Below are 25,245 nucleotides of genomic sequence, written 5' to 3'. Positions count from 1 at the left end.
GGGCGAAGGTGTGGTATCGCAGCGGAAAAGGCTGGCGGCGATTAAAGATGTTGTTTTGACCGGTGGCGTCAGGGTTTGGTCGCAAAATGGCGTAATGCCGTTCAGTAACAGCAAATACAAATCGCATAAAATTCGTAGCGGCGCGATTTATCGCGCAATAAATTGCGCCGCTACCAAAAGTGCAACGGTTGCTGCACGGTTTCAGAGCTTTACTGACAAACGTGTTGTCATTGCTAACGACCGCCCCTGTCATCACCGCTTACAGCCAGCCCTCAAACCACTCGGGCATCACGAACAGGTTGAAATGATTCACCAGCAGCATCAGGCCGACAAACACCACCGACACCGACACCCACTGGCGCGCATACGGCATAAAGCGGATGCCAATCACCGGTTTGATGAAGAACGGATGCGCGAAGGCGGAGATCAGCACCTGGGAAATCGACAGCGTCAGCGCCACGTAAATCACGTTCGGCCAGATCCACGTAGTGGCCAGCACCACCACCACCACCAGGCTGGCGACGATATTCCAGTAGAACTCGACGTTGGTGCGTCCGTTCGCCTGGGAGATCGCGCCGGTCAGGCCGCCCATCGGGCGCAGCATACCGAACAGCAGCATCAGCGGGATCAGGTGATACACCTGCTCGTGCGAAGCGCCGTACAGCACACGCACAATCACCGGAGAGAGAATACCAATCGCCAGGTACATCGCACTGCTGAACAGCATGATAACGAAGGTGCCCTTGAGGAACAGTTTTTTTAGCTGCTCGGGATCGTGCTGCTTCTCGGCGAAGCGCGGCAGCGCCAGGCGGTTAATCACTGGCGACACCAGCTTCAGCGGCTGCAGAATCAGCTCTTTCGCCAGCGAGTAAATCCCCAGCATCTCGGCACCCATCACTTTACCGACGATCAGCGCATCGGCCTGAGTACGCAGCTGGTTAATGGTCTGTGAACCCAATTGATAGATACCGTAACGCACCGCGCTGACAAAGGTTTTGCCGTCGAACTCCCACGTTGGCCGCCACGACTTCTCGCCAAAGTAGATCATGCAGAGAATGCGCGTGAAGGCGTTGATGAACAGCCCGAGAATCGCTGCCGCTACCGTCAGGGAGGTGAAATAGAGCATCGCCACCGTACACAGGAAGGCAAACAGCTTGGTGCCCATCTCAATCTTCGCCAGCGTCACCATGCGTTTGGTTTTCACATAGTGCGCCTGATACTGCGACAGGTGGCCGAGCACGAGGAAGTTGAGGCTGGTGAGCATAATCAACGCCGTCAGCTCCGGCAGATGGTAGAACCACGCCACCGGCCAGGCGATGGCCAGCATGATCAGACCGGTACAGAAGCTCAGCGAGACGTTAACCCAGTAAATAGTGCTCTGCTCTCGACGTGTAATCTCCTGACGATGCACGATGTAGCTGCTCATGCCCATGTCCTGCAGCACGGTAGCCACCGCCAGAATGGCGTTGATGATCGCCAGCAAACCCAGCTCGTGCGCTTCCAGCTTGCGCGCCAGCACCGCCAGCTGCAGCACCTGCAGCAGCGCGGCAAAGCAGGTGCTGCCAAACAGCCACACCGCCTGTTTTTTTAATCCACTCACACCATGCGCTCCAGAATTTTCGCCAGCTCACCGTAAGCGATGTGCTGATTGAACTCGGTTTCCACTTTATGGCGCGCTGCGGCCACCACCGGTGCAACGTCAACGTCGCCGCGCGACAGGCGCAGCAGCGTGTCCGCCAGCTCGTCGGCATCATTTTCCGATACCAGCCAGCCGCTGACGTTATTCTGAATCAGCTCCGGGATGCCGCTGTGGTAGGTGGACACCACCGGCAGGCCGACCGCCATCGCTTCCATCAGCGCCACCGGAATGCCTTCCATATCGCCATCGGCGGCGGTTTTCGACGGCAGCAGGAAGATATCGGCCTCGCTCAGCGCCTGACGAATCTCCTCCTGCGGCTTGAAGCCCGGCATGGTCACCATATCTTCCAGGCCGGCACGCGCGATGTGCTCACGCATCATGCCGTCCTGCTCGCCGTTACCAATGATGGTGAACTGGAACTGACCGCCGTTATCGCGCAGGATTTCACTGGCTTTGACCGCCACGTCCAGCCCTTTTTTCTCGGTCAGGCGCGCCACCGAAACGATGCGCAGCGGTTTGTGGAACGCGTCGCGTGGCTGGAAGTTAAACTTCTCCGGCTCGATGCCCATGCGCGTGACGTGCACTTTCTCGCGCGGACAGCCCATCTCAATCAGCTTGTTCTCCCACAGATGGCTGATCGGCAGCATCAGTTCGCTCTGCCTGAACAGGTTGATGTAATCCAGTTTGTGCTCTTCAAGAATGTGGCGACGCGAGATATCAGCGCCGTGGAACACCGTCGCCTGCTTGCCCTTCAGTACCCCCAGCTCGCGCAGTTTATTTGCCAGCGCACCGGCATAGCCGAAGTGCACCAGGAACACATCGGCGGTAAAGGTCTGCCGGGCATTAGCGACAATGGCTGGCAGCAGCAGTTTTTTCGCCTGCGCACCGTAGCGGCCAACGTTGAGCGACTTCAGCAGCGCCGGTTTGGCGATTTTCGGCAGCATCAGACCGATGCGCTGGGTCAGTTTGTCGAGGTTTGATACCTTCTCTTCCGGCAGCAGATAGTGGGTTTTCGCCGCCAGATTGTACTCATCGAACGCGGCATGACGGTTGATCATGTCGCCCGGAAACACCGAGATGATCTCGACGTCATAGCCGGCATCGATGAAATGCGTCACCTGATTGAGGACAAACGTCTCAGAGGCAACCGGAAAACGCATGGTGAAAAAGGTTAGCTTCATCACTTACCCCAGGACGTTGAGAATTTCTTCGGTGATGCGGTTGCCGATTTCACGCTCCTGCGCCACCGCGGTGTTCACTTTTTGCTTCACGTTGTCGTAGTCCGCCAGCACCGTCTGCACTTTGTCGATCAGCGAGCCGTCCATCAGGCTCTGCACGTCGGTGGCCATCTGCGGCAGACCCAGCTGGTTCATCACGCCGAGCGATTTGTGCTCGTAGTTGATGGCCACGGCTGGTGTGCCGAAGTTCATGGAGATGATTGCCGAGTGCAGGCGTGTGCCGATGGTGAGATGGCAGTGGCTGAGCAGGATGCCGAGTTCCAGGTCGTTGAACTCGTCCATGATCACATGGTAGTGCTCCGGCTGCTCAACGTGGTCGCGCAGCGTCAGCGCCACCATACGGTCATCTTTGGCATAGCTGTCAATGCCGGTACAGGTGGAGAACGCCACCACCTGATAACCTTCGGCGATCATGGCGTTGATCACCCGGCCAAACGCGGCTTCGTACTCTTTCTGCGTGACGCCAAGACGTTTGTCGAACGGTGCCAGCTCACGCACAGTGATAGCGATGGTTTTGCGCGACTGAATGATGTTCTGCCAGTGCAGCAGGTTGTGGCTCGGATTTTCCACCTCGCGCGCCTGCACCAGGAACGCGGTGTCCACGCCCTTCTTCACCCTGCTGGTGGTCACGCCATCCTGCTTCAGGCGATCGAGGCTGACCTCTTCGCGCAGCACCAGGCTGTCGACGCGATCAAAAACAAAGTTTGCCAGCGCATTGACGCGCGGGTTTTCGAACGGGCCCACCGAGTGACCGATCATGTGCAGCGGCTTCTTCGCCATCAGCGCGCACAGCGCGTGATCGAACTGAGTGACGCCGTACAGATCGACGAAGAACGAGCCACCAACCTGGATGATGGCGTCATATTTCGCCAGGCTGCGGGTGAATTCCGCCAGATGCGGCGGCACCGAGAAGGATTTATACACGCCACCTTTGCCGAGGTGTGCCATCATGATGTCCGGCATCAGACGGTTGGCGACTTTGCGCTTCAGGCTGCTGACCAGCCCCTTTGGCGCCTTACTGTTATGCAGAAACAGCGAATCCTGCTGGATGTGCTGCTGCAGTAAATATCCGGAGCTGGTTGGATAGCGGCTGATGACATCGATATCCAGATCCCCACGCGCGGCCTGCAATGAATCAATCAGTCCACGTAAAATCGCGCCATCCCCACGATTTCCACAGGTATGGTTACCCACCAATAAAATCTTCATAAAAACTCCAGATAAATTTTTGTAATTTTTTACAAGCCGCCAGTTCCATACTGGCTAAGTGAACTCTGTAAGAAAAAACTGCTAATGGGCCAGCGGCCCGAAATTAACGACTGCCTGTTGTGACGTAATTGATACCTGCGACAGGTGTTACATGCGCGATAAATCGCGCCGCTACAGACTGTGCAAAGGGTCAGTGCAGAACTCTCCTCTGCACAAACCGTAGCGGCGCAATTTATTGCGCTTTGCCCGGCCCGGCTCGCTGCCGCTGTGGCCTCCGCGATAAATTGCACCGTTACCTGCGTTAAATCCTTACGACTTCAGCGCAAAATACGGCAGCGCCACCTGCTCGCCGTTGATCACCACTGAAACAAACCCCTTCGGCTGGCGCGTATCCACCTGTTCGGGCTTTAGCGCGCGCGACGCCAGCAGCAAATCGCCCTGCTCATTGCCGCCGATGCCGGCTTTACCGTTGTGCAGGCTAAACCGCTGCGGGGCCGGCTGGCTGCCGCTGGTCGGACTGCCCTGCGCCATGGTGGCGTCAACGCGCGCACAGCGGCCGGTGAGGAAACGGTCTTTGGCGGTGCTCTTAATCAGCACCACCGCCGTCGGCGTCCAGCCCGCCAGTTTGACGAACACTTTGCTATCGGTATCGCTGCGCGCATCGACGCGCACCTCCAGCACCGGCGAACTGCCTTCCGCGGACCAGCTGGCTTCCGCCTTGCTGGTTTTGCGCTGCAGATGAATCACCGCGCGACCGCCGGTCTGTTTACCGCCCATCACGTCGAGCAGTGGCTGTTTATCGCTGCCGTTGCTGAACTGCGACTGACCAAACAGCTCGATCTCCCAGCTGTCACCCACGGTGGGCGAGTAAAAATTCCCCAGCTCGAACCAGGTGGCCTGATTGGTGTTGTTGGTCAGACGGAAACGCGATGTGATGTAGTTGTATTTCAGGCTGCCGTCGATGGCCACGCCGTAAGACTCTACCCGCGTTGAGCCCATCTCCCAGATATTCAGCCAGCGCTCGCCTTCCAGCGAGTTATCGATCCAGCTGCCAGACTGCAGATTGGTCTGGCGCATGTTGAGGCGGGAATTGCGCGCGTTCAGGGGGTTTTTGCAATCTTCCAGGCTCAGCGCATCAATAATCCACTGGCCGTTAGAGATGTCGCCGGGGTGCTCGCTGTGCTCAATCCAGCCGTTATGAATGATTGACTGGCTGCAGCGCGGCAGGTTAAGTACCATGCCGCCGGTACAGCGCTGGGCGTTGAAGTTCGACAGCTCAATCGCCGTACTGTGGTCCCATGCACCCTGCTTCTGTCCGGACCAGCTGGCTTTGATCACGTCACCGGTACAGGTGTCGGCGTACCACTGGTCGATTTTGCAGTCCAGCGTATCCAGCAGGCTGATTGAGGTGCCGCCGACGCGGTTGAAGCGCAGGCAGGCACCGCGGAAGAACTGGCCGCCCGGACAGGTGTTGCGAAACAGCCCCTGTTTGTTTGGCCGCTTGTCGTTCTGACCGTTGAAGATCAGGTTGGAGATTTCGGTCCAGCGCGCATTCACCTGGAACAGGAATTCGGAACGACCGTCAGATACCAGCGTGGTCGCCGGGAAATAGCCGAAGTTAACCATCGCGCCGGAAATGCGGAAGAAGCGTTGCTGCTGATCGCCAAAGTCACAGCCGGTCACGAAGAAGGTGCCTGCCGGAAACTGTACGCAGATCTGCTGGTTAGCCTTGAGCGACCACTGATACATGGCTTTGATCGCCGGTGCCGTATCGGTTTTGCCGTCGGCGATGGCGCCGAAGTCAAACAGCGTCAGGCGGTTGAAATCTTCCACCACGCGGCGCCAGTAGAACCCGTTGCCGCTGAAAATCACGCCGCCATCATCTTCGCCTTCGCCATACACGCCGACGAACTCGCCGCCGCCCACTTCCAGCCCTTCGTGCCAGCTCTTCAGCTTGATTTTCGCCCCGGCAAACAGCGGTCGGGTTTTACGCAGCTCTTCCACCGACGGGATTTCGCCGATCAGCTGATAACCGTTCGGCTGCGCCAGGCGCTGGCTGAAGTTGCTGGCGTTCGGGCGCGACACGTCGCTGATGGAAAACAGCGTATTGCCCTGGTTATCTTCCACCACCATCGAGTGCGCGGGATTGGCGATTAACGCGGCATTATCGTGAATAAACTGGGCAAAGTTGCCTTTGTTGAGCGCAATTGGCTGGCTCACCTGGGACACCTTACCGCTGGCGTCGCGCAGATACACCGGAATCTGGTTGCCGGCCTGGCTGGCATCTTTGCCTGCTGCGCCAATCCACAGTTTGCCTTCAAAGTTCTGCCAGAACTGCGGTGGCATGGTATAGACGTTTTCCGGCGTCAGAATCGGCACATCGCCCGGCGGGACGCTGGAGGCATCAACCGCTTTCAGCGCTGGCTGACCACTTTTGGCGGCGTAACTGGAAAACGCGCTCACCGACAGCGCGGCAACAATGGAGGAGGCTGCAGTTTGCAAGACTTCTCTTCTTTTCATGCTAACAATCCCGTGGTCATGGGGCCGCATGGCGGCCGAAAAGGTATCCCCGAGGCACGATAAAAGTGTTTACACCAGCGCCAGCCAGCTCTGTTTGATCTGATTACCGTCAAACTTCAGCGCCGTCTCTTTGGTCTTTTCGCTCATGGCAAAGAACAGGCGATCGTCGCTGGCCAGCTGCTCCATGCGCGCCAGGAAAGTGGCTTTGTCGTTCATTGGCACCAGGAAACCATCTTCGCCGTGGTTGATGATCTCCTGCGGTCCGGTCGGACAGTCATAGGCCACCACCGGCAGCGACCAGGATTTGGCTTCCAGCAGTACCAGCGGCAGTCCTTCATAACGTGAAGTCATCAGCGCCATGTCGCTGTCGCGGTAGTAATCATTGATATTGCTGACTTTGCCGACAAAGTTAACGCTGCCGGTGATGCCCAGCGCCGCGGCCTGATCGTGCAGCTGCTGGCGCAGTTCGCCGTCACCGGCGATCACCAGCTTCCACTCCGGGTGTTTTTTGCTGAAGTCGGCCCAGATATCCAGCAGCAGGTCAAAGCCCTTCTGGTTATCGAGGCGGCCTACCGCCAGCGCCTGACGACTGCGCGTCTCGCGCTGCCAGGATTTGTACACCACCGGATTAGGAATTTGCTGGCTGGGGATATGCCAGCGGGTGAAGACCTGATGGTCTTTGTCAGTCAGCACGATCACCTGGTCGTAGTAGCGCAGCAGCAGCCACTTCAGCAGTTTGATCGGCTTGCTGAACGAGTTAATAGCGATGTGCTCGCAGGCGTAGGCTTTGAAGGTTTTTTTCTTCATTGCCATCAGGTTCCAGAAGGCAAACATCACGCTCAGGCGCCCCATACTGATCAGGAATACGCTGTCGAAGCCTTCCTGATGGATACGCGCCACGGCACTTTTAATCGGGTTGCTGTGGCCTTCGAAGCTGACAATCTCTTTCACCCGCTCAAACGGGTAAAAGGTTTTGCCGTGCCCTTCCAGCGAGTAAATGGTAACGGCATGCTCTTCACCGAGGCACTCCGACATGAAGTTGCAGATGTTCTCCGTGCCTGCGTAGGAGTAGGCATCCTTAATAACCAAAACAATCTTTTTCATGAAAATGCTTTCCACCTCAAACAAATGGCGATTTCAATAACCGAGTAGTTTGAGTTGCAGCAAGGCGGCAAGCGGGACCATCCGCAGGAGCTTACTCAGGTAAGTGACTGTGGTGGGCACGCGCAGCCAACGCCGCGGCAGCTCAAAGTAAGACGGTTATTAGCGATGCTTAAGGGTGAAAAGAACCCCATTCACCATATACCAGCCGTAATAGTAATAGATTTTTAAAGGATTGTTTTTATAGATAATTCTTAATAATTCGAGGTGCCATTTCGCCGCTTTATTTTTGTTACGCGACAGCGAATCGCCCAGCTCGTAGTAGTTGACCAGCGTCTTCTGGATCACCCGGGCTTGTTTGTAGCGGAGGAACAGCTCATAGAGGAACAGGAAGTCTTCATGGCCTTTACGCTGGAAGAAGATGCCCTGTGGCGGACGACGGAAACACACCGAGGAGAAGCAGACGCGATACTGCTTCTTCACGAAGTTTTCCTGCTGCAGATAAAGTTTGTTGTAGTTGATGTCGTGATCGGCGGTTTTGGTTTTGTAGTGATAATGGGTGATCACAAAGTCGTCACCGGCGGCCAGCGCCGCGGCCTGCTCGGCCAGTTTCTCCGCGTGCCATTCGTCATCGCTGTCGAGAAACGCAATGATCTCCTCTTTGGCCGCGCGCAGGCCCACGTTGCGCGTTTCCGCCGCGCCGAGGTTGACCTCGTTGCTGAGGATAGTGATGCGCGCGTCCTGGCAGTGCTCGCGCACAAAAGCGAGTGAATCATCGGTGGATTTATCATTGACCAGGTAGAGATGCCAGTCGCTGTAGGTCTGATTCACGATCGACTCAACCGCACGCAGCACGGTGTTGCGCGCGTTGTACATCGGCATCACGATACCGATGGTGCCAACATGATTTGTCATTTGTATACCCGGAGTGTCAGGAACCGAAAAAATGCTCCCGCTGCGGGAGCAAGTGAAAGTCATAAATCGATCAGGAAACCGCTCTTCGCCCCGTGAAGCGCGACTTCAGCTTATCGACCAGGCGATTGATGAAGTAAGCGCGGTTATCACGGTTGGTGAGGAAGAAGTAGCGCGCAAAACTGACGCTGGCCAGCAGCGAATTGCCATCCATTTTGTAGCGCAGCGGCAGCTTGAACGCTTTGTAGGTATGGATATCGCGCGCCGTCAGGTGCGGCTTCATGGTGTCGAGCCAGAAGAAGGAGTACTTCACCGACTCGCCTTTGTGTTTGGAACCAAATTTGGTCACCAGATGGTAGGTCGCCAGCGGTTTGGCGATCATCACAAATTCGTAGCCCATGCGGTCGGCGCGGATGCAGAAGTCATAATCCTGATGGCGAATATAGCGCGCATCAAACTGGATTCTGGCGGCATCTTCGCGTTTCAGCACAATAGTACTGGTCTGGATAAAGCCGTAACAGCCAAACAGATACTCCGCCACGGTCTCGTTTTTCCCCGGCGGCTGCATCGGCATCACTTTGAGGAAGCTGCCGTCCTGATGAATATTGACCTGGCTGAAGATGACATAGCGCGATTTACCCTGCGCTTCCAGCTTGCGGATGGTATCGCACACTTCCAGCAGCTTGTCCGCGTGCCACTCGTCATCGGCGTCGAGGAAGCTGATGAAATCGCCCTGCGCCAGTTCAATACCTTTGTTGCGCGCGCCGGCACCGTTGAGTTTGACCTCAGACAGCTCCAGTTTGATGTCCAGATCCTGATAGCGCTCGCCGCGCACCACCTGCGCCAGTTCGGCGGCATCGGCGGATTTGTCATCCACGATGATGACTTCAAAGTTGCGATAGGTTTGCGCTTTGACGCAATCCAGCGTCGTGACAATCGATTTCGACGCGTTATAAGCGGGAATTACAATTGAGAAGCGGATGTCCTGCATTGCCAGCACCTCTTAAACAGCTGTTCCAGATTCAACGGTAACGCGAGCGGCCTGTAGAAAGGAATCGGCTTTGTTCTGAAAAATCATGCCGTTAGTATTCTTTTTCAATAAGACTTTTCGTACCGTCACGGAAATACCTAAGATTGTGCTGTGTGTATGTTGGATGGTGCAAAACGCACCGAAAAATTTAGTCGCCATGTATGGCGTTGTGTCCGGCCAGGCGGTTTGCCGGTCGCCATGAATGGCGTTATATCCGACAGAGCGGTTTTCCGTTCGCCATGAATGGCGACCCTACAGCGTCGGGCACGGTTCTGACCGTCAGTGCATTTATGCGCACCAGCAAAGAGGTCAATTCCCCTGCACCGTCCACGTAGGGTGTGCATTTTTGCGCACCAGCAAAGAGGTCAATTCTCCTGTACCGTCCACGTAGGGTGCGCATTTATGCGGACCGGCAAACAGGTCAATTCTCCTGCACCGTCCACGTAGGGTGCGCATTTATGCGCACCTCGCTAACGCATTTTAGTCATAAAAAGGGGCGGAAAATCCGCCCCCGATAGTGCTTAGCTTTTGCTCTCTTTGCCGTATTCGTAGTTGTAATAGTCGTAGCCATAACCATAGGCATTCGACGCTTTACGGACCACGGCGTTGAGGATGACGCCTTTAATCTCGATACCGTTCTGGGCGAAGCGCTTGTAGCTAACATCCAGCTCTTTGGTGGTGTTGGTTTCGAAACGCGCCACCATCAGCGAGGTACCGGCCAGCTTACCGATGATGGAAGCGTCGGTTACAGCCAGAATCGGCGGCGTATCGATCAGCACCAGGTCATAGTTCTTGCTTGCCCAGTCCAGCAGCTCCTGCATGCGACGATGCATCAGCAGCTCAGACGGGTTCGGTGGCACCTGACCGCGCGGCAGGAAGTCAAAACCGTACACGCCCTTCTGAATCATCGCCGGCGAGAACTCGCTCTTGCCTGACAGTACGTTAGACAGGCCGGTCTTGTTGTCCGCACCCAGCAGCTCGTGGGTATAGCCGCGACGCATATCACCATCGATGAACAGCACGCGCTGACCTGCTTTGGATACCAGCGTCGCCAGGTTGGCACAGATAAAGGTTTTACCAATACCCGGGCTGGCACCGGTGATCATCAGGATGTTGTTTTTCGCTTCCATCATGGCGAAGTGCAGGCTGGTACGGAGGCTACGAATCGCTTCGATGGAGAGGTCCGTCGGGTTACCCAGCGCCAGCAGCGTGTTGTGCGGATCCGACTTCTCTTTGCTGCCGCGTCGCGCCAGCGCTTCGGTGTCTTTCTTACGCTGCCACTCGGAGAGCGGTACGCTGGCATAGACGTTCATGCCCAGCTCTTCCAGCTGCTCCGGGTTGTCGATCCCGTGGTGGAACAGCGCTTTCAGCAGCACCAGACCAACCGACAGCATCAGACCAACAATCAGACCCGCGACAATAATCAGCAGTTTCTTCGGTGCTACCGGGCTGGTGCTGGTTTCAGCACGGTCGATGATGCGCACATCACCCACGGTGCTGGCCTTACTGATGCCCAGTTCCTGCTGACGGTTCAGCAGCTGCATGTAGATTTCCTGACCGGCCTGCACATCACGCGTCAGACGCAGAATCTCCTGCTGGGTCTGCGGCATGGCCGAGATTTTCTTGTTCAGCTGCGCCTGTTCCGCTTCCAGCGTTTTGCGTTTTTCCAGCAGCGCGCGGTACGTCGGGTGGTCTTTGGTGAACAGCTGGGAAACTTCGGCTTCACGGAAGGTCAGCTCGTTCAGCTGGCTCTGGACGCTAACGGACGAGTCGAGCGCCGATTTGGCTTCCAGCGACATGTCCACCGACTCGTTCTGACGACGGAAGGTGTTCAGCTTGTCTTCCGCATCGTCCAGCTTGGCACGCACGTTAGGCAGCTGGGTGCGCAGGAATTCGAGGCTCTTTTCCGCCTGCTCAGACTTACGCTCAACGTTCTGCAGCAGATAGTTGTTGACGATCTGGTTCAGCACGCGGCTCGCCTGCTCCTGATCTTCATCCTGGAACTCCAGGCCCAGCACGCCGGTGGTTTTGCCTTTATCGGCGACGGTCAGCGCGCCGAGTACGGTTTTAATCGCCTGCAGGTCGCTCAGCTTGGTAACGCTGAAGCTGGTGCCTTCGTCAGCCTGAATGCCGCTAACCAGCATGGTGACGTCGCCGTGCTGCTCCAGCTGACCGACGCGGCCTTTGAACAGTTCGTCGCCGTCTTTGCTCACGGTATAGGTCTGCGGACCGGTGACTTCCAGCTCAACGGTACGTTTGTCGATGCTGCGCGGAATTTCCAGGCGTGAAATGGCAATCTGCGCCGGCTTGTTGCCCATCAGGCGCGACAGACCTTTACCGATCACCGGGAAGTAGTTTTGCTGAATGACCGTGTCCAGACCGAGGTCGTTAACGGTTTTACCAATCACCATGCGGGATTCGATAATCTGAATCTCGGTGTCTGATGCTGGCGTGGTCGGAATCACATCCTGTAATTCGTTCAGCACCGAGGCGGTGTTTTTCTGCTCCACCTGCACCATAGCGTCCGCGCTATAGATTGGCGTAGCAAACAGTGTGTAGAGCGTTGCCATCAGCATAAAGAAAGCGGTGACCGCCACGATGATCCAGCGATGATCGATCAGCTGTCCCACAAGATGCGCCAGATCCCATCCATTCGAATCTTCTTTTGGCGCAGTCATAACCTTGTTTTTGATATTCATGGATATTCCCAACTATCGGCTTAGTACGTTAACCCATTTCTGGGTAGCGTTTTCCAGTAACCCGTAAACCTCTTCAAAGGCCTCACGGCTTTTTTTGTACGGATCCGCAATTTCCTGTTGGTTAAGCCAGTGGCCCAGCAGCATGGTCTTCCCCCGCGCGGCCGGATCGATGCGGTTCACCTGCTCAACGTGGCGCTTCTCCATTACCAGAATCAGGTCAAAGTCACGGCACATGCTGGCCGTTAACTGCTGAGCCTCATGACCGTCCAGCGAAACGCCATGTTCAGCGGCGACGGCGCTGGCCGTCTTATCCGCCGGGTGGCCCTTCAGGGCGCCAAGACCGGCAGAAGCGATACGGGTATGCGGAAGTGCGCGTTTAAACAGACGCTCCCCGGTGGGGGAGCGGCAAATGTTGCCGACGCAGACGACTAACACTGACTTAATCATGGTAAAACCTTAGTCCGACCAGTTGCGGAAACGCAGCGCTGCGGAGCTTGCATCGTCGATACCCACGATGGTCGGCAGCAGTCCGGAAATCACGCGGTTCCAGCGGGTGATTGGTGTTGCGGTGACGTAGACAATGTCGTACGGCTCCAGTTGGAATTCGGTGCCCATCACCATCGACGCCGCATCTTTGGTGTTCAGCTGATAGATGTTGGCGATCTTGGTGCGGTTAGCACCGCGAATCGGACGAATGACGAATACGCCGGTGGCGTCAGAGGTGGTTTGATCCATGCCCTGTGCGTTACCCAGCGCTTCAGCCAGCGTCATGCCGCTGCGGTCCATCTTCAGCGTGGTCTGCTGTTTCACTTCGCCCATCACGAAGATCTTCAGATCGTCGTTACGCGGTACGTAAAGGATGTCGCCCGGATAGAGCAGATGGTTCTGGCTCAGGTCGCCGTTTTGCATCAGCGCCTGCAGCGAAATGCGCTGCTCGCGGCCGTTGTGCGTCAGCACCACGTTGCGCCAGTCGGCGTCGGCGGCAAGGCCACCCGCGGCGTTCACCGCATCCAGCACGGTCAGCGGCACGTTGGTGATCGGCTGCTGGCCGGAGGTGGTGACCGAACCAGTCACGTAGGCTTTCTGCGAACGGAACGCGGCCACATTGACATCCACCTGCGGACTTTCAATGAACTGCGCCAGACGACGCGCGATTTCACTGCGGATTTCCGTCACGGTGCGGCCTGCAACGCGCACTTTACCGATGTACGGATAGAAAATGGTACCGTCTGCCTGCACCCAGTTACCGGTGTCGCTGGCGCTACGGTACTGACCGGCCGGCGTGGTCAGCTCAGGGTGATCCCATACGGTGACGTTCAGTACGTCGCCGATGCCAACGCGGTATTGATAGCTCTGAATCTCGTTCTGCAGCAGCGGGTTAGCCTGAGCAACCAGCGGCTTCGGACGCATCTGTTCAACCAGACGCGGCGTCAGAGGGAAGACGTTAACGTATTTGTCGATGTCAAAATTGCTATCCTGTTGCTCAATGACATCTTTTCCGCTAGTGGAAAGGTGCGAACCTGGTTCGATGGTGCACCCGGAGAGGAAAGTCGCGGATACCAGTAACGGTATCAATTTAGTTTTCATTATCATCTGGTTCTTCGCTATCAGTTAATGATTGATAGAGGCGAAAACGCCGCTGTGTAAGCGTCTAACAAAAATAAAGGCAAGGAATTAAACACTGAAACTGAGGTTCATTATCATTAGCTCCCTGGTTTATGTTGTCATCCTGGTTGCAGACGACTTCAATTAAAGTGGGTTATCGTTAAGCGGCTTAATAACCCGCTCTGTTCGGGCTCGATAATGGCAGTTATCAGTTACAGACACTCCCAGCACCGGCAGTTATCAGGCGGGAACGTTATTTCGTCCCCTGCCCTTGCTGTCTATCAATAAGCGCCGTCGCGTTTGAGTACCACGCCGACCGTCTTAAACAGAATCGCGATGTCATTCCACAGCGACCAGTTTTTGACATACCACGAATCGAAATAGACGCGCGTCTCATAGTCAACGTCGTTACGACCGCTGACCTGCCACAATCCCGTCATGCCTGGCTTTGCCATCAGGTAATAATCAACATCACCGGCATAACGGCAGAGTTCATCTTCAATCACCGGGCGCGGGCCAACAAGGCTCATGTCACCGCGCACGACGTTCCACAGCTGCGGCAGCTCATCCAGGCTGGTTTTACGGATGAAATGACCGACTTTGGTAATACGTGGATCGTTTTTCAGTTTGAAATCTTTGTCCCACTCGGCACGGGCTACCGGGTCGGTGCGCAGCACCTCTTCCAGCACCTCTTTCGAGTTAATTACCATCGAGCGGAACTTCAGGCACTTGAACTTGCGGCCATTGAGACCCACACGTTCGTGACCGTAAATCGGTGGTCCGCCATCACGGCCAACCATGAAGCCGAGTACCAGCAGCGCAGGTGACAGCGCGATGATGATGCTGAGCGCGCCGACGATATCGAATGCCCGCTTCAGGACACGCGAGGTGCGTTTCGCCAGGTTGTTATTCACACGCAGAATCATCACTTCATGGCTGAAGATGTAAGCCATATCGGTGCCGTACAGCGGTACGCCGCGCAACGTCGGGATAACCGAGACCGAGCGACAGTTATGCATCGCCAGCATTTTCAGCCAGCGGTCGCGGTGCTGACTCTGCTCGAACTCAACCGCAACGATAAACTGGGTTTCGCTGTTGGTCAGTTGCCACAGCTCCTGCTCGTTATGCAGCACCGGTACACCGGAGATGCTAGCCTGCGGGCAGCTGCCATCGACGTCGAAGAAGGCGATCACATCAAAGCCCATCACCTCTTCGCTCTGCAGCGCCTGCCAGGCTTCCTGCGCGTTACGGTTGCTGCCAATAATAATGGTTTGCTTTTTCCACATACCGAAATGATTCAGCACGCGTTTGGAAATAGCGCGCGCCAGCGGAATCAGCACCAGCGCTAAAATCCACGTTAATACCCAGACAAAACGGGACATCTGCCATTGTGATAATGCTGAAATTGACAAATCGATGACAGAGAAAATGAGAATGGTACGAAAGATCTCTTTCAGCTCAAACCAGAAGGGTTTGCGATAGGTATAATGACGCAGGCGAACCCAGAACCAGCCTGTACAAATTAAGGACAGACAGACATGGGTGGCGATTTTTAAGTTGAGGTCTTTTTCAGAAATATCTGCCAGTGGAGAATCGGCGAACGAATTAATCAGCGCGAGTGCAATAAACAATGCCGCGTTGAAACAAATTAAATCCGAGCACGCCAGTAAAATTTTTGTCAGAAGACTTTTATATGTAAATTCATTATCGCGCATATTTGACTCTTTTATTTTATTTCCCTTAATCCCTAACGCCTAAGCCTGAGTAATTAATGAGCGATGCACTAACTAAACCAGCGAGACAAACTGCGGCGAACTCCCCGGCATTTAGGCCAATTCTCTTTCCAGTTAAGCAAGAAAATTGTGATAAATACCAACAGATTAGTCTGACTTCCTTTTGCCGCAAGGCCAGACAATTCTTAACCTGTGAAAACCACGTCAGGCACGCTACCGCCCTTGGCTGTCGCTGCCAATACCGCTTACAACACCCTATTTTTTGTCCGCGCTTTGTCGCCACGCCGGGAAATACCCGCCTTAACCCGTGCACGATCACAATTCACAACATTAAGAAGCTAAACAGCGCGCTATTAACAACATTGGCGCAGACATTTACTAACACGTTGCTATACTAGTTATTACTGGCTTGTTTACAAGTAGGCCCCGTCTTCCCTGCACTATTTTAGGAAAAAGACTACCAGCCATAAGTATTGATGCCAGCCCCGCCAGGCAATTTCACGCCAAATTTCAGAATAATTCGATACCCGTCTTCAGATTAGTCGCATTAAAAATGTACGCTTTTGCCGCTGGATAAGAATAAATAGTGGTCTTCATCCACACAGGATGTTTATCCATACTTTTCACTTATCGCCCGGCTGAACAAGGTAAGATTAATCCTAATAAGCCGCCAGCCCGCGACTTCCGCGCGGCCGGGGCGTATTTGTACCCTGTCTGACGATTAACTATCATCAGACTAAGCTCATTTTTAGACATTATGGTGATGAAAGTATGTGGGAGTGGATCATCGATCCGTCGCTCTGGGCAGGATTAGTCACGCTAATCGTTCTTGAGCTGGTGCTGGGTATTGATAACCTGGTTTTCATTGCCATCCTGGTGGAGAAGCTGCCGCCGACGATGCGCGACCGCGCGCGGGTGTTCGGCCTGCTGCTGGCGCTGGTATCACGGCTGGTGCTGCTGGCGTCGCTGTCGTGGCTGGTTACGCTGACCCAACCGCTGTTCACCCTCTTCCAGCACAGCTTCAGCGCACGCGACCTGCTGCTGCTGGGCGGCGGTATCTTCCTGTTGTTTAAAGCCACCACCGAACTGAACGCCCGGCTGGAGGGCAGCGACGAGGAATCGGGTCAAAATAACAGCGGTGCTAAATTCTGGCCGGTGGTGGCGCAAATCGTGGTGCTGGACGCCATCTTTTCACTTGATGCCGTCATTACCGCCGTCGGTATGGTCAACGACCTGCCGGTGATGATGATCGCCGTGACCATCGCCATCCTGTTAATGCTGCTGGCCAGCAAGCCGCTGACGCGCTTCGTTAACGGCCATCCGACCATTGTGATTCTCTGCCTGAGCTTTCTGCTGATGATCGGCTTTAGTCTGGTGGCAGAGGGTTTCGGCTTCGTCATCCCGAAAGGCTATCTGTACGCGGCCATTGGCTTCTCGATTGTGATTGAGATCTTTAACCAGCTGGCGCTGTTTAATCGCCGCCGTTTTCTTACCGCCGGACGACCGCTGCGCCAGCGCACCGCCGAAGCCGTGCTGCGCATTCTGCGCGGTGAAGCACAGCGCGCCGATCTGGATGCCGACACGGCATCGCTACTGAGCGATAACCAGGGCGCAGCGCTGTTTAATCGTCAGGAGCGGCGCATGATAATGCGCGTGCTGGGTCTGGGTCAGCGCCAAATCAACAGCATCATGACGTCACGCCATGACGTCGAGCACATCGATCTGAGCGAAGACCCGCAGTCGATCATGGATAAACTCGACCGCAACCAGCATACGCGCCTGCTGATCACCGAACAGGGGCGCGAGCCGCTGGGCGTGGTGCATGTGATCGATCTGCTGCATCAGTCGCTGCACAGTAAATCGCTGGATTTGCGTGCGCTGATCCGCCAGCCGCTGGTGTTTCCCGAGCGCGTCACCCTGCTGCAGGCGCTGGAGCAGTTTCGCCATGCGCGCACCCATTTTGCCTTTGTGGTGGATGAGTTTGGTTCGGTGGAAGGCGTGGTGACGCTGAGCGACGTGATGGAGACCATCGCCGGCAATCTGCCCAATGAAGGGGAAGAGATTGATGCCCGTTACGATATTCAGCCCGCAGAGCATGGCGGCTGGATCGCCAACGGCCATATGCCGCTGGAAGATTTAGCGCTATACGTGGCGCTGCCGCTCGACGAGAGGCGCAATTACCATACGCTGGCGGGATTACTGATGGATAGCCTGCAGCACGTGCCGGCCGAAGGTGAGGAGTTGCGCGTCGGGGATTATCTGCTGCGCACCCTGCAGGTGGAGAACCATCGGGTGCAAAAAGTCGAGATTGTGCCGGTCGCGCCCGCACCGTTTATTTAACCCGGTGCCGGGGCGTGATTTATTATGCGTGTCCGGCCACCTGTGTTGCGATTTGTAGCGGCGCGATTTATCGCGCATGCCTGACATCCGCACCGTTGTACATTGCGCAATAAATTGCGCCGCTACCCGTCAGTGCAACGCGGTGTCGCGGCGCGAATCATCGCGCGATGAACAATCCGATAACGTCGCTCTGGTCCTTTTATTGCCGCGGTGCAGACTTCTGGCTATCCAGCCACTGATTGAGGCGCGTTTTGGCTTCGCCCTGCAACTGCTGGCGCACCACGTCATCCACCGGCAGCGAATACTGCAGATTGCCCCAGCTGCCGTACATGCGCAGCGGAATCGGCTGGCCGTTGAGGACTTTCGCCAGCCGGTCGTCGCCCTGCCAGCCACGCAGAATCATATTAATGGTGACATCCAGCTGCTGCTTCACCACATCCACGTTGCCGTGGGTTTGCAGCGCCAGCCGGCTGCTGCCGCCCTGCAGATCCGGCAGCGTGACGTTGCCCTGCTTCAGGCTGATGCGACCGCTTAACTGTTCAATTCCCTGATCATCTGGCTGATCGTTACTGACGCGATTGCTGACCCGCGCCACGGCGCGGCGCACCATCTGCTGTAAATTCAGCTGCGCCAGCTGCAGATTAGTGGCTTCCAGTTCTGCATTACCCTGCCAGTTCTGTTTCGCCTCCGCCACGCTCAGCCCGGCACCGCTGATGTCGCCCTTGAGCGAGACCGTGCCCTGCAGCGAAGCCGGCAGTTCCAGCGCTTTAAGCAGCGGCGCAATGGCAATGCTGCTCAGCTCCGGCTGAAACGCCACCTGCGTGACCGGCTGACGGATATCCACCGAGCCGGGAATGGAAAAGTGGCCGTCACCAAATTTGCCCTGCAGCTTGTTGAGCGTCAGCAGCCCGCGCTGATTGCGGGCGTCAATTTGCAGATTGCTGAGCGTCAGACCGCGCCACACGCTGCTGTCAGCGTCGAGCGTCAGCTGTAAATCCATGCTGTTGAGCGGCGAGTCGGCATTATTGTGCGCGCGCGGCTCAGCGATCACCGGCGTGCGCATCACGTTAGCCTGCTGCGTGGTGCTGTTATCGCTGGCGGGCGCGCTGGCCATCAGGTTATCCAGATTGAGCGAGGTCGCGTGCAGCGCGAGATTGAGCTGCTGCGGCAGGGCCAGCCGGCCCTCAGCGCTGCCGTCGAGGGCGCTGTCGTTCGCGGTTAACTGCAGCTTGTTCAGCGCAAACTGCTGCTGGTCGCCATCCCACTGCGCCTGCCCGCTCAGCGTCCCTTTAATGCCCTGCGGCGGCAGGTTCGCGCCGTCCAGCGTGTACTCCAGCTCATCCAGCTGGCCGCTGATACGGTGCGGATAGTGCGCCACGTCCATCTGCCCTTTCAGGTTCAGGCTGAGATTGCGCTGATTGCGCGACACGCGTGTCGCCAGCTCAACGCTGGCCTGCCGGTTATCGCCCTGATTCAGATTGAGGTTGAGATCGCGGAAGTTGTACTCGTCACCGCCCGGCTGCTGCCAGATGAGCAGGCTATCGGCGATGCGCAGTTTACTGATGTTAAAGGTCCAGCCGTTGCTGGCGGCGATGGCCGGTTCACTGTCGCCCGGCTCAATCGGCGCGCCCTGTGGTTTCTGCACCGCACTGTCTGGCGTGGCGCGAATAATCGCGTTTTTCAGCATCACCTGACTGACGCTAAGCTGATGCGACAGCAGCGGCCACAGATTGACGTCCAGACGCATATTATCGGCGGTCACCATCGGCTGGCTGGCGCCGGGCGCGGTCAGGCTCATGCGGCCCGCCAGAATGCTGAGCTGCGGCCAGACGTGCCAGCGCAGGTCGCCGCTCACTTCAAGCTGATAACCACTACGCTGTTTTACCTGCTGTACCATATAGGTACGAAAGTCGTTGGGATTGACCAGCAACACCAGTGCCGTCATGCCCGCTACGACCACCACTAACAGGATGGCCAGCGTGGTTATCAGTCTTCTCATTGCATCCTCATCACCGTCAGATTTCAGGCCGCTGGCGCGAAATCACTCCAGGAGAAACGTTAGTCTTTATCAATACGGCTGGCGTCAGCGCCCTGCTGCCCGCGATATTTGGCGTCTTCGCGGCGATTGTAAGGACGCGCCGCCGGCCCGGACAGCGGTTCAAAGCTCAGTGCGCCAATCAGCATGCCGGGACGCAGCGCCAGCGGCAGCTTGCCGGAGTTGTAAAACTCCAGCACGATACGGCCCTGCCAGCCCGGGTCGATGCGGTGCGCGGTAACGTGCACCATCAGCCCGAGGCGCGCCAGTGACGAACGGCCATCCAGCCAGCCCACCAGATCGTCGGGGATGGTGACGGATTCCAGCGTTACCGCCAGCGCCAGTTCGCCCGGATGCAGAAAGAACGCTTCGCCTTCCGGCAGCACAATCTCGTCGCTCATCACGCGATCCAGCGCCGCGCTCACTTCATGCTTTGGACCACTCAAATCTATAAACGGTGCGGTGTGGCCGCTAAAGGTACGGAACTGGTTACCGAGGCGCACATCCACGGTGGCACCGTTGATGCGCTCAACCGGCGGCCGGGGATCGATGGTCAGCTTGCCGCTGTCCAGCCAGCTTTCAATATCGCGATCGCATAATCTCATCGCAGAAACTCCATGATTTAAGTGTAGCGAAAGGTGGTCAGGTTGTGACAAACCGTTCGCGTCACGTCCATCCGGACGCACGGTGTCCCGTTCCGGTCCCGCTGAACCGGACGGGCGTCGTCAAAGATACTGGTTAATTTTGGCCTTGAGGATATCAATGGCGATGCGGTTTTTACCACCGCGCGGCACAATGATGTCGGCATACTGCTTGGAAGGCTCAATAAACTGCAGGAACATCGGGCGCACGGTCTTTTGGTACTGGCTCATCACCGAGTCCATTGAGCGCCCGCGCTCGTTGACGTCGCGCTTCATACGGCGCATCAGGCAGATATCCAGCGGGGTATCAACGAAGATCGAGAAGTTAAGCTCCTGGCGCAGCCGTGCATCGGTCAGCAGCAGAATCCCTTCCAGAATAATCACTTTCTTCGGCTTCAGATGAATACACTCGTCGGTGCGGGTGTGCTCAACGTAGCTGTAAACCGGCAGGTCGATATCTTCGCCGGCCTTCAGTGCGCGCAGATGCTGCAGCAGCAAATCGTGGTCCATCGCGCTCGGATGGTCGTAGTTGGTTTTCACCCTCTCTTCCATGGTGAGGTGGCTTTGATCTTTATAGTAGGCATCTTCGGGGATCACACCGATATGCTCGTCACCGACCTGGTCACGGATTTCACGATAGAGCGTGCTGGCAATAAGACTTTTTCCGGATGCGGATGCACCTGCAATGCCAACGATCACGCACTGATGAGACTTGTCAGTCATACTTTTTTAAGACCTGATAACTGGAGCCTGTTTCTGTCTGCACAAAAACAGGCCGATTGAGAGGGTTAGTTGGCGGCAATTATAGGGATTTCACCGGGTTGATGCCAGTGAAAACCGGCGCGCCGCCTTTTCAGACTATCCCGTTTTGCAGCCAGCGGCTTAATCGATACACTGTTTCTCTGCCCGCCGTGTGACTGGCGGGAGCCCGATAGTCGTTGCAAGGAAAAGTATGAGCTGGAGAACCCTGACCTATTTCGGCGACAGTATGTTGCTGATCCCCACTGCGGTGATCATCGCACTGGTGCTGCCGTGGAAAAGCGACAACCGTCGCACCGTCTGGTACTGGCTGCTGGCGTTTGGCCTGGCGGGCCTGCTGGTCAGCATCTCGAAAATTATGTTTCTCGGCTTCGGCATTGGCAGCGCGCGTTATAACTTTACCGGTTTCAGCGGTCATAGCGCGATGTCAGCGACGCTGTGGCCGGTGATGATGTGGCTGATTTCCGGCCGCTGGCCCACGTTCTGGCGCGCCCTGACAATCGGTATCGGCTATCTGATTCCGCTGATGGTGGGATTATCGCGCCTGGTGATCCATGCGCACTCGGTAAGTGAAGTGCTGGCCGGACTGATGCTGGGCTTTACCCTGAGCAGCGCGTTCCTGCTGAGCCAGCGCCGCACCGCGCTGAAGGGGTTTAGCGTGGTGCAGGTGGCGGTGGCATTTCTGATTCCGCTGTTGCTGATGGGCCACGGCCGCGTCGCCACCACCCAGCAGTTCCTCGAGCGTTTTTCCGCTGACCTCGCCGGGCTGGAAAAGCCCTTCACCCGCGCCGATTTGTTTCGCTGAGTGCGTTGCGCGGTAAAGGGTGTAAGGTCTGTCCATTACGTTTTGAACACGTTTCATAAATGATTGCACATACGGTAGCGGCGCAATTTATTGCGCGATAAATCGCGCCGCTACAAAATTGTGCAATTTGTCGTGTCCTTACCTGAATCGCTGCAGATCCAGCAGGCGCCATACTGCCAGCAGATTTCACCGTTTTTGTCGGGTGCGCATTCATGCGCACCTGGATGCAGGCCGCAAAAAAACATTTCCGCACAAAGATATCTGACAGATGTGCTAGCATGGATTAAGGGATTGACTGGCGCATTTTTCTTCGAGTAATCAATGCGCGCTGCTGGATTCGTGCATGACTCTTGAGATAGTAACCTCGCAGGATAATCCGCAAAAAAAGTGGCTCAGCGCCCTGCTGCTTTGCGCGCTGGCATTTTTACTGACGCTGTTCTGTCTGGAACTGATTGTCGTCAGCGGCCGCATTTCCCCGCTCTGGTACTCCACCGCGTTAATGACCGTCGTGGTGTTCCGCGCACCCTCGCGACAGGTACCGCTGCTGCTGGCCAGCTGCGTGCTCGGCACGGCGCTGGCCAATCTGATGGTGATCGGCCCGGCCCTGAGCAATGTCAAATTCGCCATCCTTAATATGGTGCAGGCCATCCTCGGCGGGCTGATGCTGCGCGCGCTGCTCGACCGCAAAGCACCGCTCAACTCACTGGCCGACTGGATACGCTTTGCGCTGGCTGCGGGCCTGATCGCGCCGCTGCTGGGCGGCGTGGTGGCGCTATGGATGCTGCACGTCGACGGCCACGCCTCGCTGCCGTTTTTCTCCACCTGGGTGATCTCTGAAGTGATTGGCGTGCTGGCCTTCGGTCCGGTGCTGCTGCTGTGGCCTGATAAACCGCTGCGCAAGCTGATCACGCCGGAACGTCAGCTGGAGACGCTGCTCACGCTGATCGTCACGCTGCTGGCCAGCTATCTGGCGCTGCGCTTCCTGCCGTGGCCGTTTACCTTTATCGTGGTGATTCTGTTCTGGTGCGCGGTGCGCCTGCCCAAATTCGAAGCCTTTCTGCTGTTTTTCCTCAACGCCAGCTTTATCTCGCTGCTGCTGGCGCTCGACTGGGTCAACCTGGCGCGCAACGATCTGCTGCTCGGCCAGGTCAGCACCTGGCTGCCGTTTCTGCTGGTGCTGCTGCCGAGCCACGTAATGTCGCTGGTGATGGATGCCTTCCAGCGTGAAAAGCACCACATCAGCGAAAGCGAAACCCGCTTCCGTAACGCCATGGAGTATTCCGCCATCGGCATGGCGCTGGTATCACCGGAAGGCGGCTGGCAGCAGGTCAACCAGTCGCTGTGCCGCACGCTGGGCTTCGCGGCGGAAGAGCTGAAAAAACTCACCTTCCAGCAGATCACCCATCCGGACGATCTCAACAGCGACCTGCAGCAGCTGGAGCGGCTGATCGCCGGTGAGATCCTGACCTATACCCTGGAGAAGCGCTATTTCCGCAAAGATGGCGAGATCGTCTGGGCGCGTCTCACGGTCTCGATGGTGCGTGATGCGCAGCTGCAACCGCTCTACTTTATCGCGCAGATTGTGGATATCTCCGAGCTGAAGCAGAGCGAGCAGGTCAACCAGCGGCTGATGGAGCGCATTACGCTGGCCAACGAAGCGGGCGGCATCGGCGTGTGGGAGTGGAACCTGCTAAACGGCGAGATGTTATGGGACAAGCGCATGTACGAGTTATTTGCGCTGGAGCCGCACCGGGTGCCGAGCTACGACCTGTGGCTGCATCTGGTCGATGTTCAGGAACGTGAAGCGGCCGCGCTCACCATTCAGCAGGCGATTGAACGCCGCAGCGCCTTCCAGCTGGAGTACCGCATCAATCTGCCGCAGGGCGTGCGCTACGTGCGCTCCGAGGCCAATAGCATCATCAGCAAGGATGGGCAGATCGAACGCATGCTCGGCATTTGCCAGGACATCACTTCGCTGCGCACGCTGAATGAAGCGCTGTTCCAGGAGAAGGAACGCATGGCCATCACCCTCGACTCGATCGGTGAAGCGGTGATTTGTACTGACGATGAGATGCGAGTGACCTTCATGAATCCGGTGGCCGAGGCGCTGAGCGGCTGGCCGCAGGCGAAAGCGGCTGGCGTGGCGCTGAGCGAACTGCTGACGATTACGCGTGGTGCGCAGGGGCCGCGCGTAGAGAATCTGTTGCTGTGCAGCCTGCCCGCCAGCAAAACCACACCGGACCTGGAAGAAGAGCTGGTGTTGCATACCCCGGATGGTGCCCAGGTCGAGATTCACTACAGCATCACGCCGCTGAAAACCCTGACCGGCAGCGAAATTGGTGCCGTAATGGTCATTCATGACGTCAGCGAGTCGCGCCGCATGATGAAACGCCTGAGCTACAGCGCCTCTCACGATATGCTGACGCGTTTGCCGAACCGTCACAGCTTTGAACAGCAGCTGAAGCGACTGGTGAATGACGCCGCCGCGCATCACAGCGAGCACGTGCTGGTGTTTATCGATCTGGATAAGTTTAAAGCGGTCAACGATACCGCCGGCCATGCCGCTGGCGATGCGTTGCTGCGCGCACTGGCCGATCTCATGCAGCAGCACCTGCGCAATAGCGATGTGCTGGCGCGCCTCGGCGGTGACGAATTTGGCCTGCTGCTGCCCTACAGCAATGTTGACCAGGTGCGCGAGGTGGTGCAGGGCATCGTCAGCGCGGTGCATGACTTTACCTTTATCTGGCAGGACCGGCCATATCACGTCGGCGCCAGCGCCGGTATCACGCAAATCGATCAGCATAACTGCATCAGCAATGTGGTGATGTCGCAGGCCGATGTCGCCTGTTACAGCGCCAAACACGCCGGGCGCGGCCAGTATCAGGTTTACCAGGAAGTTCAGGGATAAACTGCGGCGCTGCCCATTGCCAGCCCGCGTTGGCTGCGCTAAAGTCGCCCCCTTTTTTCTGGCATGGGGGA

At 56.7% G+C, this 25,245-nt stretch carries 17 protein-coding genes; 3 read left to right on the top strand and 14 right to left on the bottom strand.

The window, feature by feature from the left end; all coding sequences use genetic code 11:
* Positions 1-259: 259 nt before the first annotated feature.
* The 11 genes from AC6I79_RS07170 to wbaP all read right to left on the bottom strand — a co-directional run bounded on the left by AC6I79_RS07170 (position 260) and on the right by wbaP (position 15,668).
* Positions 260-1,600: an MOP flippase family protein gene (locus AC6I79_RS07170; protein WP_021509334.1), complete on the bottom strand. Its 1,341-nt coding sequence runs from the start codon at positions 1,598-1,600 to the stop codon at positions 260-262.
* Positions 1,597-2,820 carry a glycosyltransferase gene (locus AC6I79_RS07165; protein ID WP_058769967.1) on the bottom strand — a complete coding sequence of 408 codons (1,224 nt, stop codon included), beginning with the start codon at positions 2,818-2,820 and terminating at the stop codon, positions 1,597-1,599. Before AC6I79_RS07165 ends, AC6I79_RS07170 begins: the two co-directional genes overlap by 4 nt.
* 3 nt (positions 2,821-2,823) lie before the next feature.
* Positions 2,824-4,086, bottom strand: a complete 1,263-nt coding sequence (gene wcaK, locus AC6I79_RS07160; protein ID WP_058757295.1) for a colanic acid biosynthesis pyruvyl transferase WcaK — start codon at positions 4,084-4,086, stop codon at positions 2,824-2,826.
* Positions 4,087-4,395: 309 nt separating this feature from the next.
* Positions 4,396-6,606 (bottom strand): phage tailspike protein, encoded by a 2,211-nt coding sequence (locus AC6I79_RS07155; protein ID WP_058757294.1) that lies wholly within the window; start codon positions 6,604-6,606, stop codon positions 4,396-4,398.
* A 69-nt stretch (positions 6,607-6,675) separates the two neighbouring features.
* Positions 6,676-7,710 (bottom strand): glycosyltransferase, encoded by a 1,035-nt coding sequence (locus tag AC6I79_RS07150; protein ID WP_021509330.1) that lies wholly within the window; start codon positions 7,708-7,710, stop codon positions 6,676-6,678.
* Between the two features lie 159 nt (positions 7,711-7,869).
* On the bottom strand, positions 7,870-8,622 hold the full coding sequence (locus AC6I79_RS07145; RefSeq protein ID WP_498027648.1) for a glycosyltransferase family 2 protein: 753 nt from the start codon (positions 8,620-8,622) through the stop codon (positions 7,870-7,872).
* A 70-nt stretch (positions 8,623-8,692) separates the two neighbouring features.
* Entirely contained in the window at positions 8,693-9,610 is a 918-nt protein-coding gene (locus AC6I79_RS07140) for a glycosyltransferase family 2 protein (RefSeq protein WP_058757292.1), read from the bottom strand.
* Between the two features lie 560 nt (positions 9,611-10,170).
* Positions 10,171-12,348: a tyrosine-protein kinase Wzc gene (gene wzc / locus AC6I79_RS07135; RefSeq protein WP_021509327.1), complete on the bottom strand. Its 2,178-nt coding sequence runs from the start codon at positions 12,346-12,348 to the stop codon at positions 10,171-10,173.
* A gap of 12 nt (positions 12,349-12,360) precedes the next feature.
* Complete coding sequence (locus AC6I79_RS07130) at positions 12,361-12,795, bottom strand: arsenate reductase/protein-tyrosine-phosphatase family protein (protein WP_021509326.1); 435 nt, start codon at positions 12,793-12,795, stop codon at positions 12,361-12,363.
* 9 nt (positions 12,796-12,804) lie between these two features.
* Positions 12,805-13,935 carry a polysaccharide export protein gene (locus AC6I79_RS07125; protein WP_031280061.1) on the bottom strand — a complete coding sequence of 377 codons (1,131 nt, stop codon included), beginning with the start codon at positions 13,933-13,935 and terminating at the stop codon, positions 12,805-12,807.
* Positions 13,936-14,234: 299 nt separating this feature from the next.
* The gene (gene wbaP, locus AC6I79_RS07120; protein WP_058757291.1) at positions 14,235-15,668 is read right to left on the bottom strand and encodes an undecaprenyl-phosphate galactose phosphotransferase WbaP; all 1,434 of its coding nucleotides are present in this window, start codon (positions 15,666-15,668) and stop codon (positions 14,235-14,237) included.
* A gap of 789 nt (positions 15,669-16,457) precedes the next feature.
* On the opposite strand from wbaP, the gene AC6I79_RS07115 reads away from it, so the two are divergent.
* On the top strand, positions 16,458-18,026 hold the full coding sequence (locus AC6I79_RS07115; protein WP_349844330.1) for a TerC family protein: 1,569 nt from the start codon (positions 16,458-16,460) through the stop codon (positions 18,024-18,026).
* Positions 18,027-18,225: 199 nt separating this feature from the next.
* On the opposite strand, the gene asmA is transcribed toward AC6I79_RS07115, so the two are convergent.
* From asmA to udk, 3 genes are all read right to left on the bottom strand, one after another.
* Positions 18,226-20,025 (bottom strand): outer membrane assembly protein AsmA, encoded by a 1,800-nt coding sequence (gene asmA, locus AC6I79_RS07110; RefSeq protein WP_283342847.1) that lies wholly within the window; start codon positions 20,023-20,025, stop codon positions 18,226-18,228.
* A gap of 59 nt (positions 20,026-20,084) precedes the next feature.
* Positions 20,085-20,666 carry a dCTP deaminase gene (dcd, locus tag AC6I79_RS07105; RefSeq protein WP_283342846.1) on the bottom strand — a complete coding sequence of 194 codons (582 nt, stop codon included), beginning with the start codon at positions 20,664-20,666 and terminating at the stop codon, positions 20,085-20,087.
* Positions 20,667-20,786: 120 nt separating this feature from the next.
* The gene (gene udk, locus AC6I79_RS07100) at positions 20,787-21,425 is read right to left on the bottom strand and encodes a uridine kinase (RefSeq protein WP_010615887.1); all 639 of its coding nucleotides are present in this window, start codon (positions 21,423-21,425) and stop codon (positions 20,787-20,789) included.
* A gap of 229 nt (positions 21,426-21,654) precedes the next feature.
* Between udk and AC6I79_RS07095 the strand changes: the two genes are divergently transcribed.
* Both AC6I79_RS07095 and AC6I79_RS07090 read left to right on the top strand, forming a co-directional pair.
* Positions 21,655-22,266 (top strand): phosphatase PAP2 family protein, encoded by a 612-nt coding sequence (locus tag AC6I79_RS07095; protein WP_021509320.1) that lies wholly within the window; start codon positions 21,655-21,657, stop codon positions 22,264-22,266.
* 343 nt (positions 22,267-22,609) lie between these two features.
* A complete protein-coding gene (locus AC6I79_RS07090; RefSeq protein WP_498027647.1) occupies positions 22,610-25,174 on the top strand; it encodes a diguanylate cyclase in 2,565 nt (854 codons plus the stop codon).
* Positions 25,175-25,245 lie beyond the last annotated feature (71 nt).

The sequence above is a fragment of the gamma proteobacterium symbiont of Scutellera amethystina genome, assembly GCF_059730845.1.
Note: the sequence above shows the minus strand (reverse complement) of the source record. Positions and strands in the feature narration are given on the sequence as shown.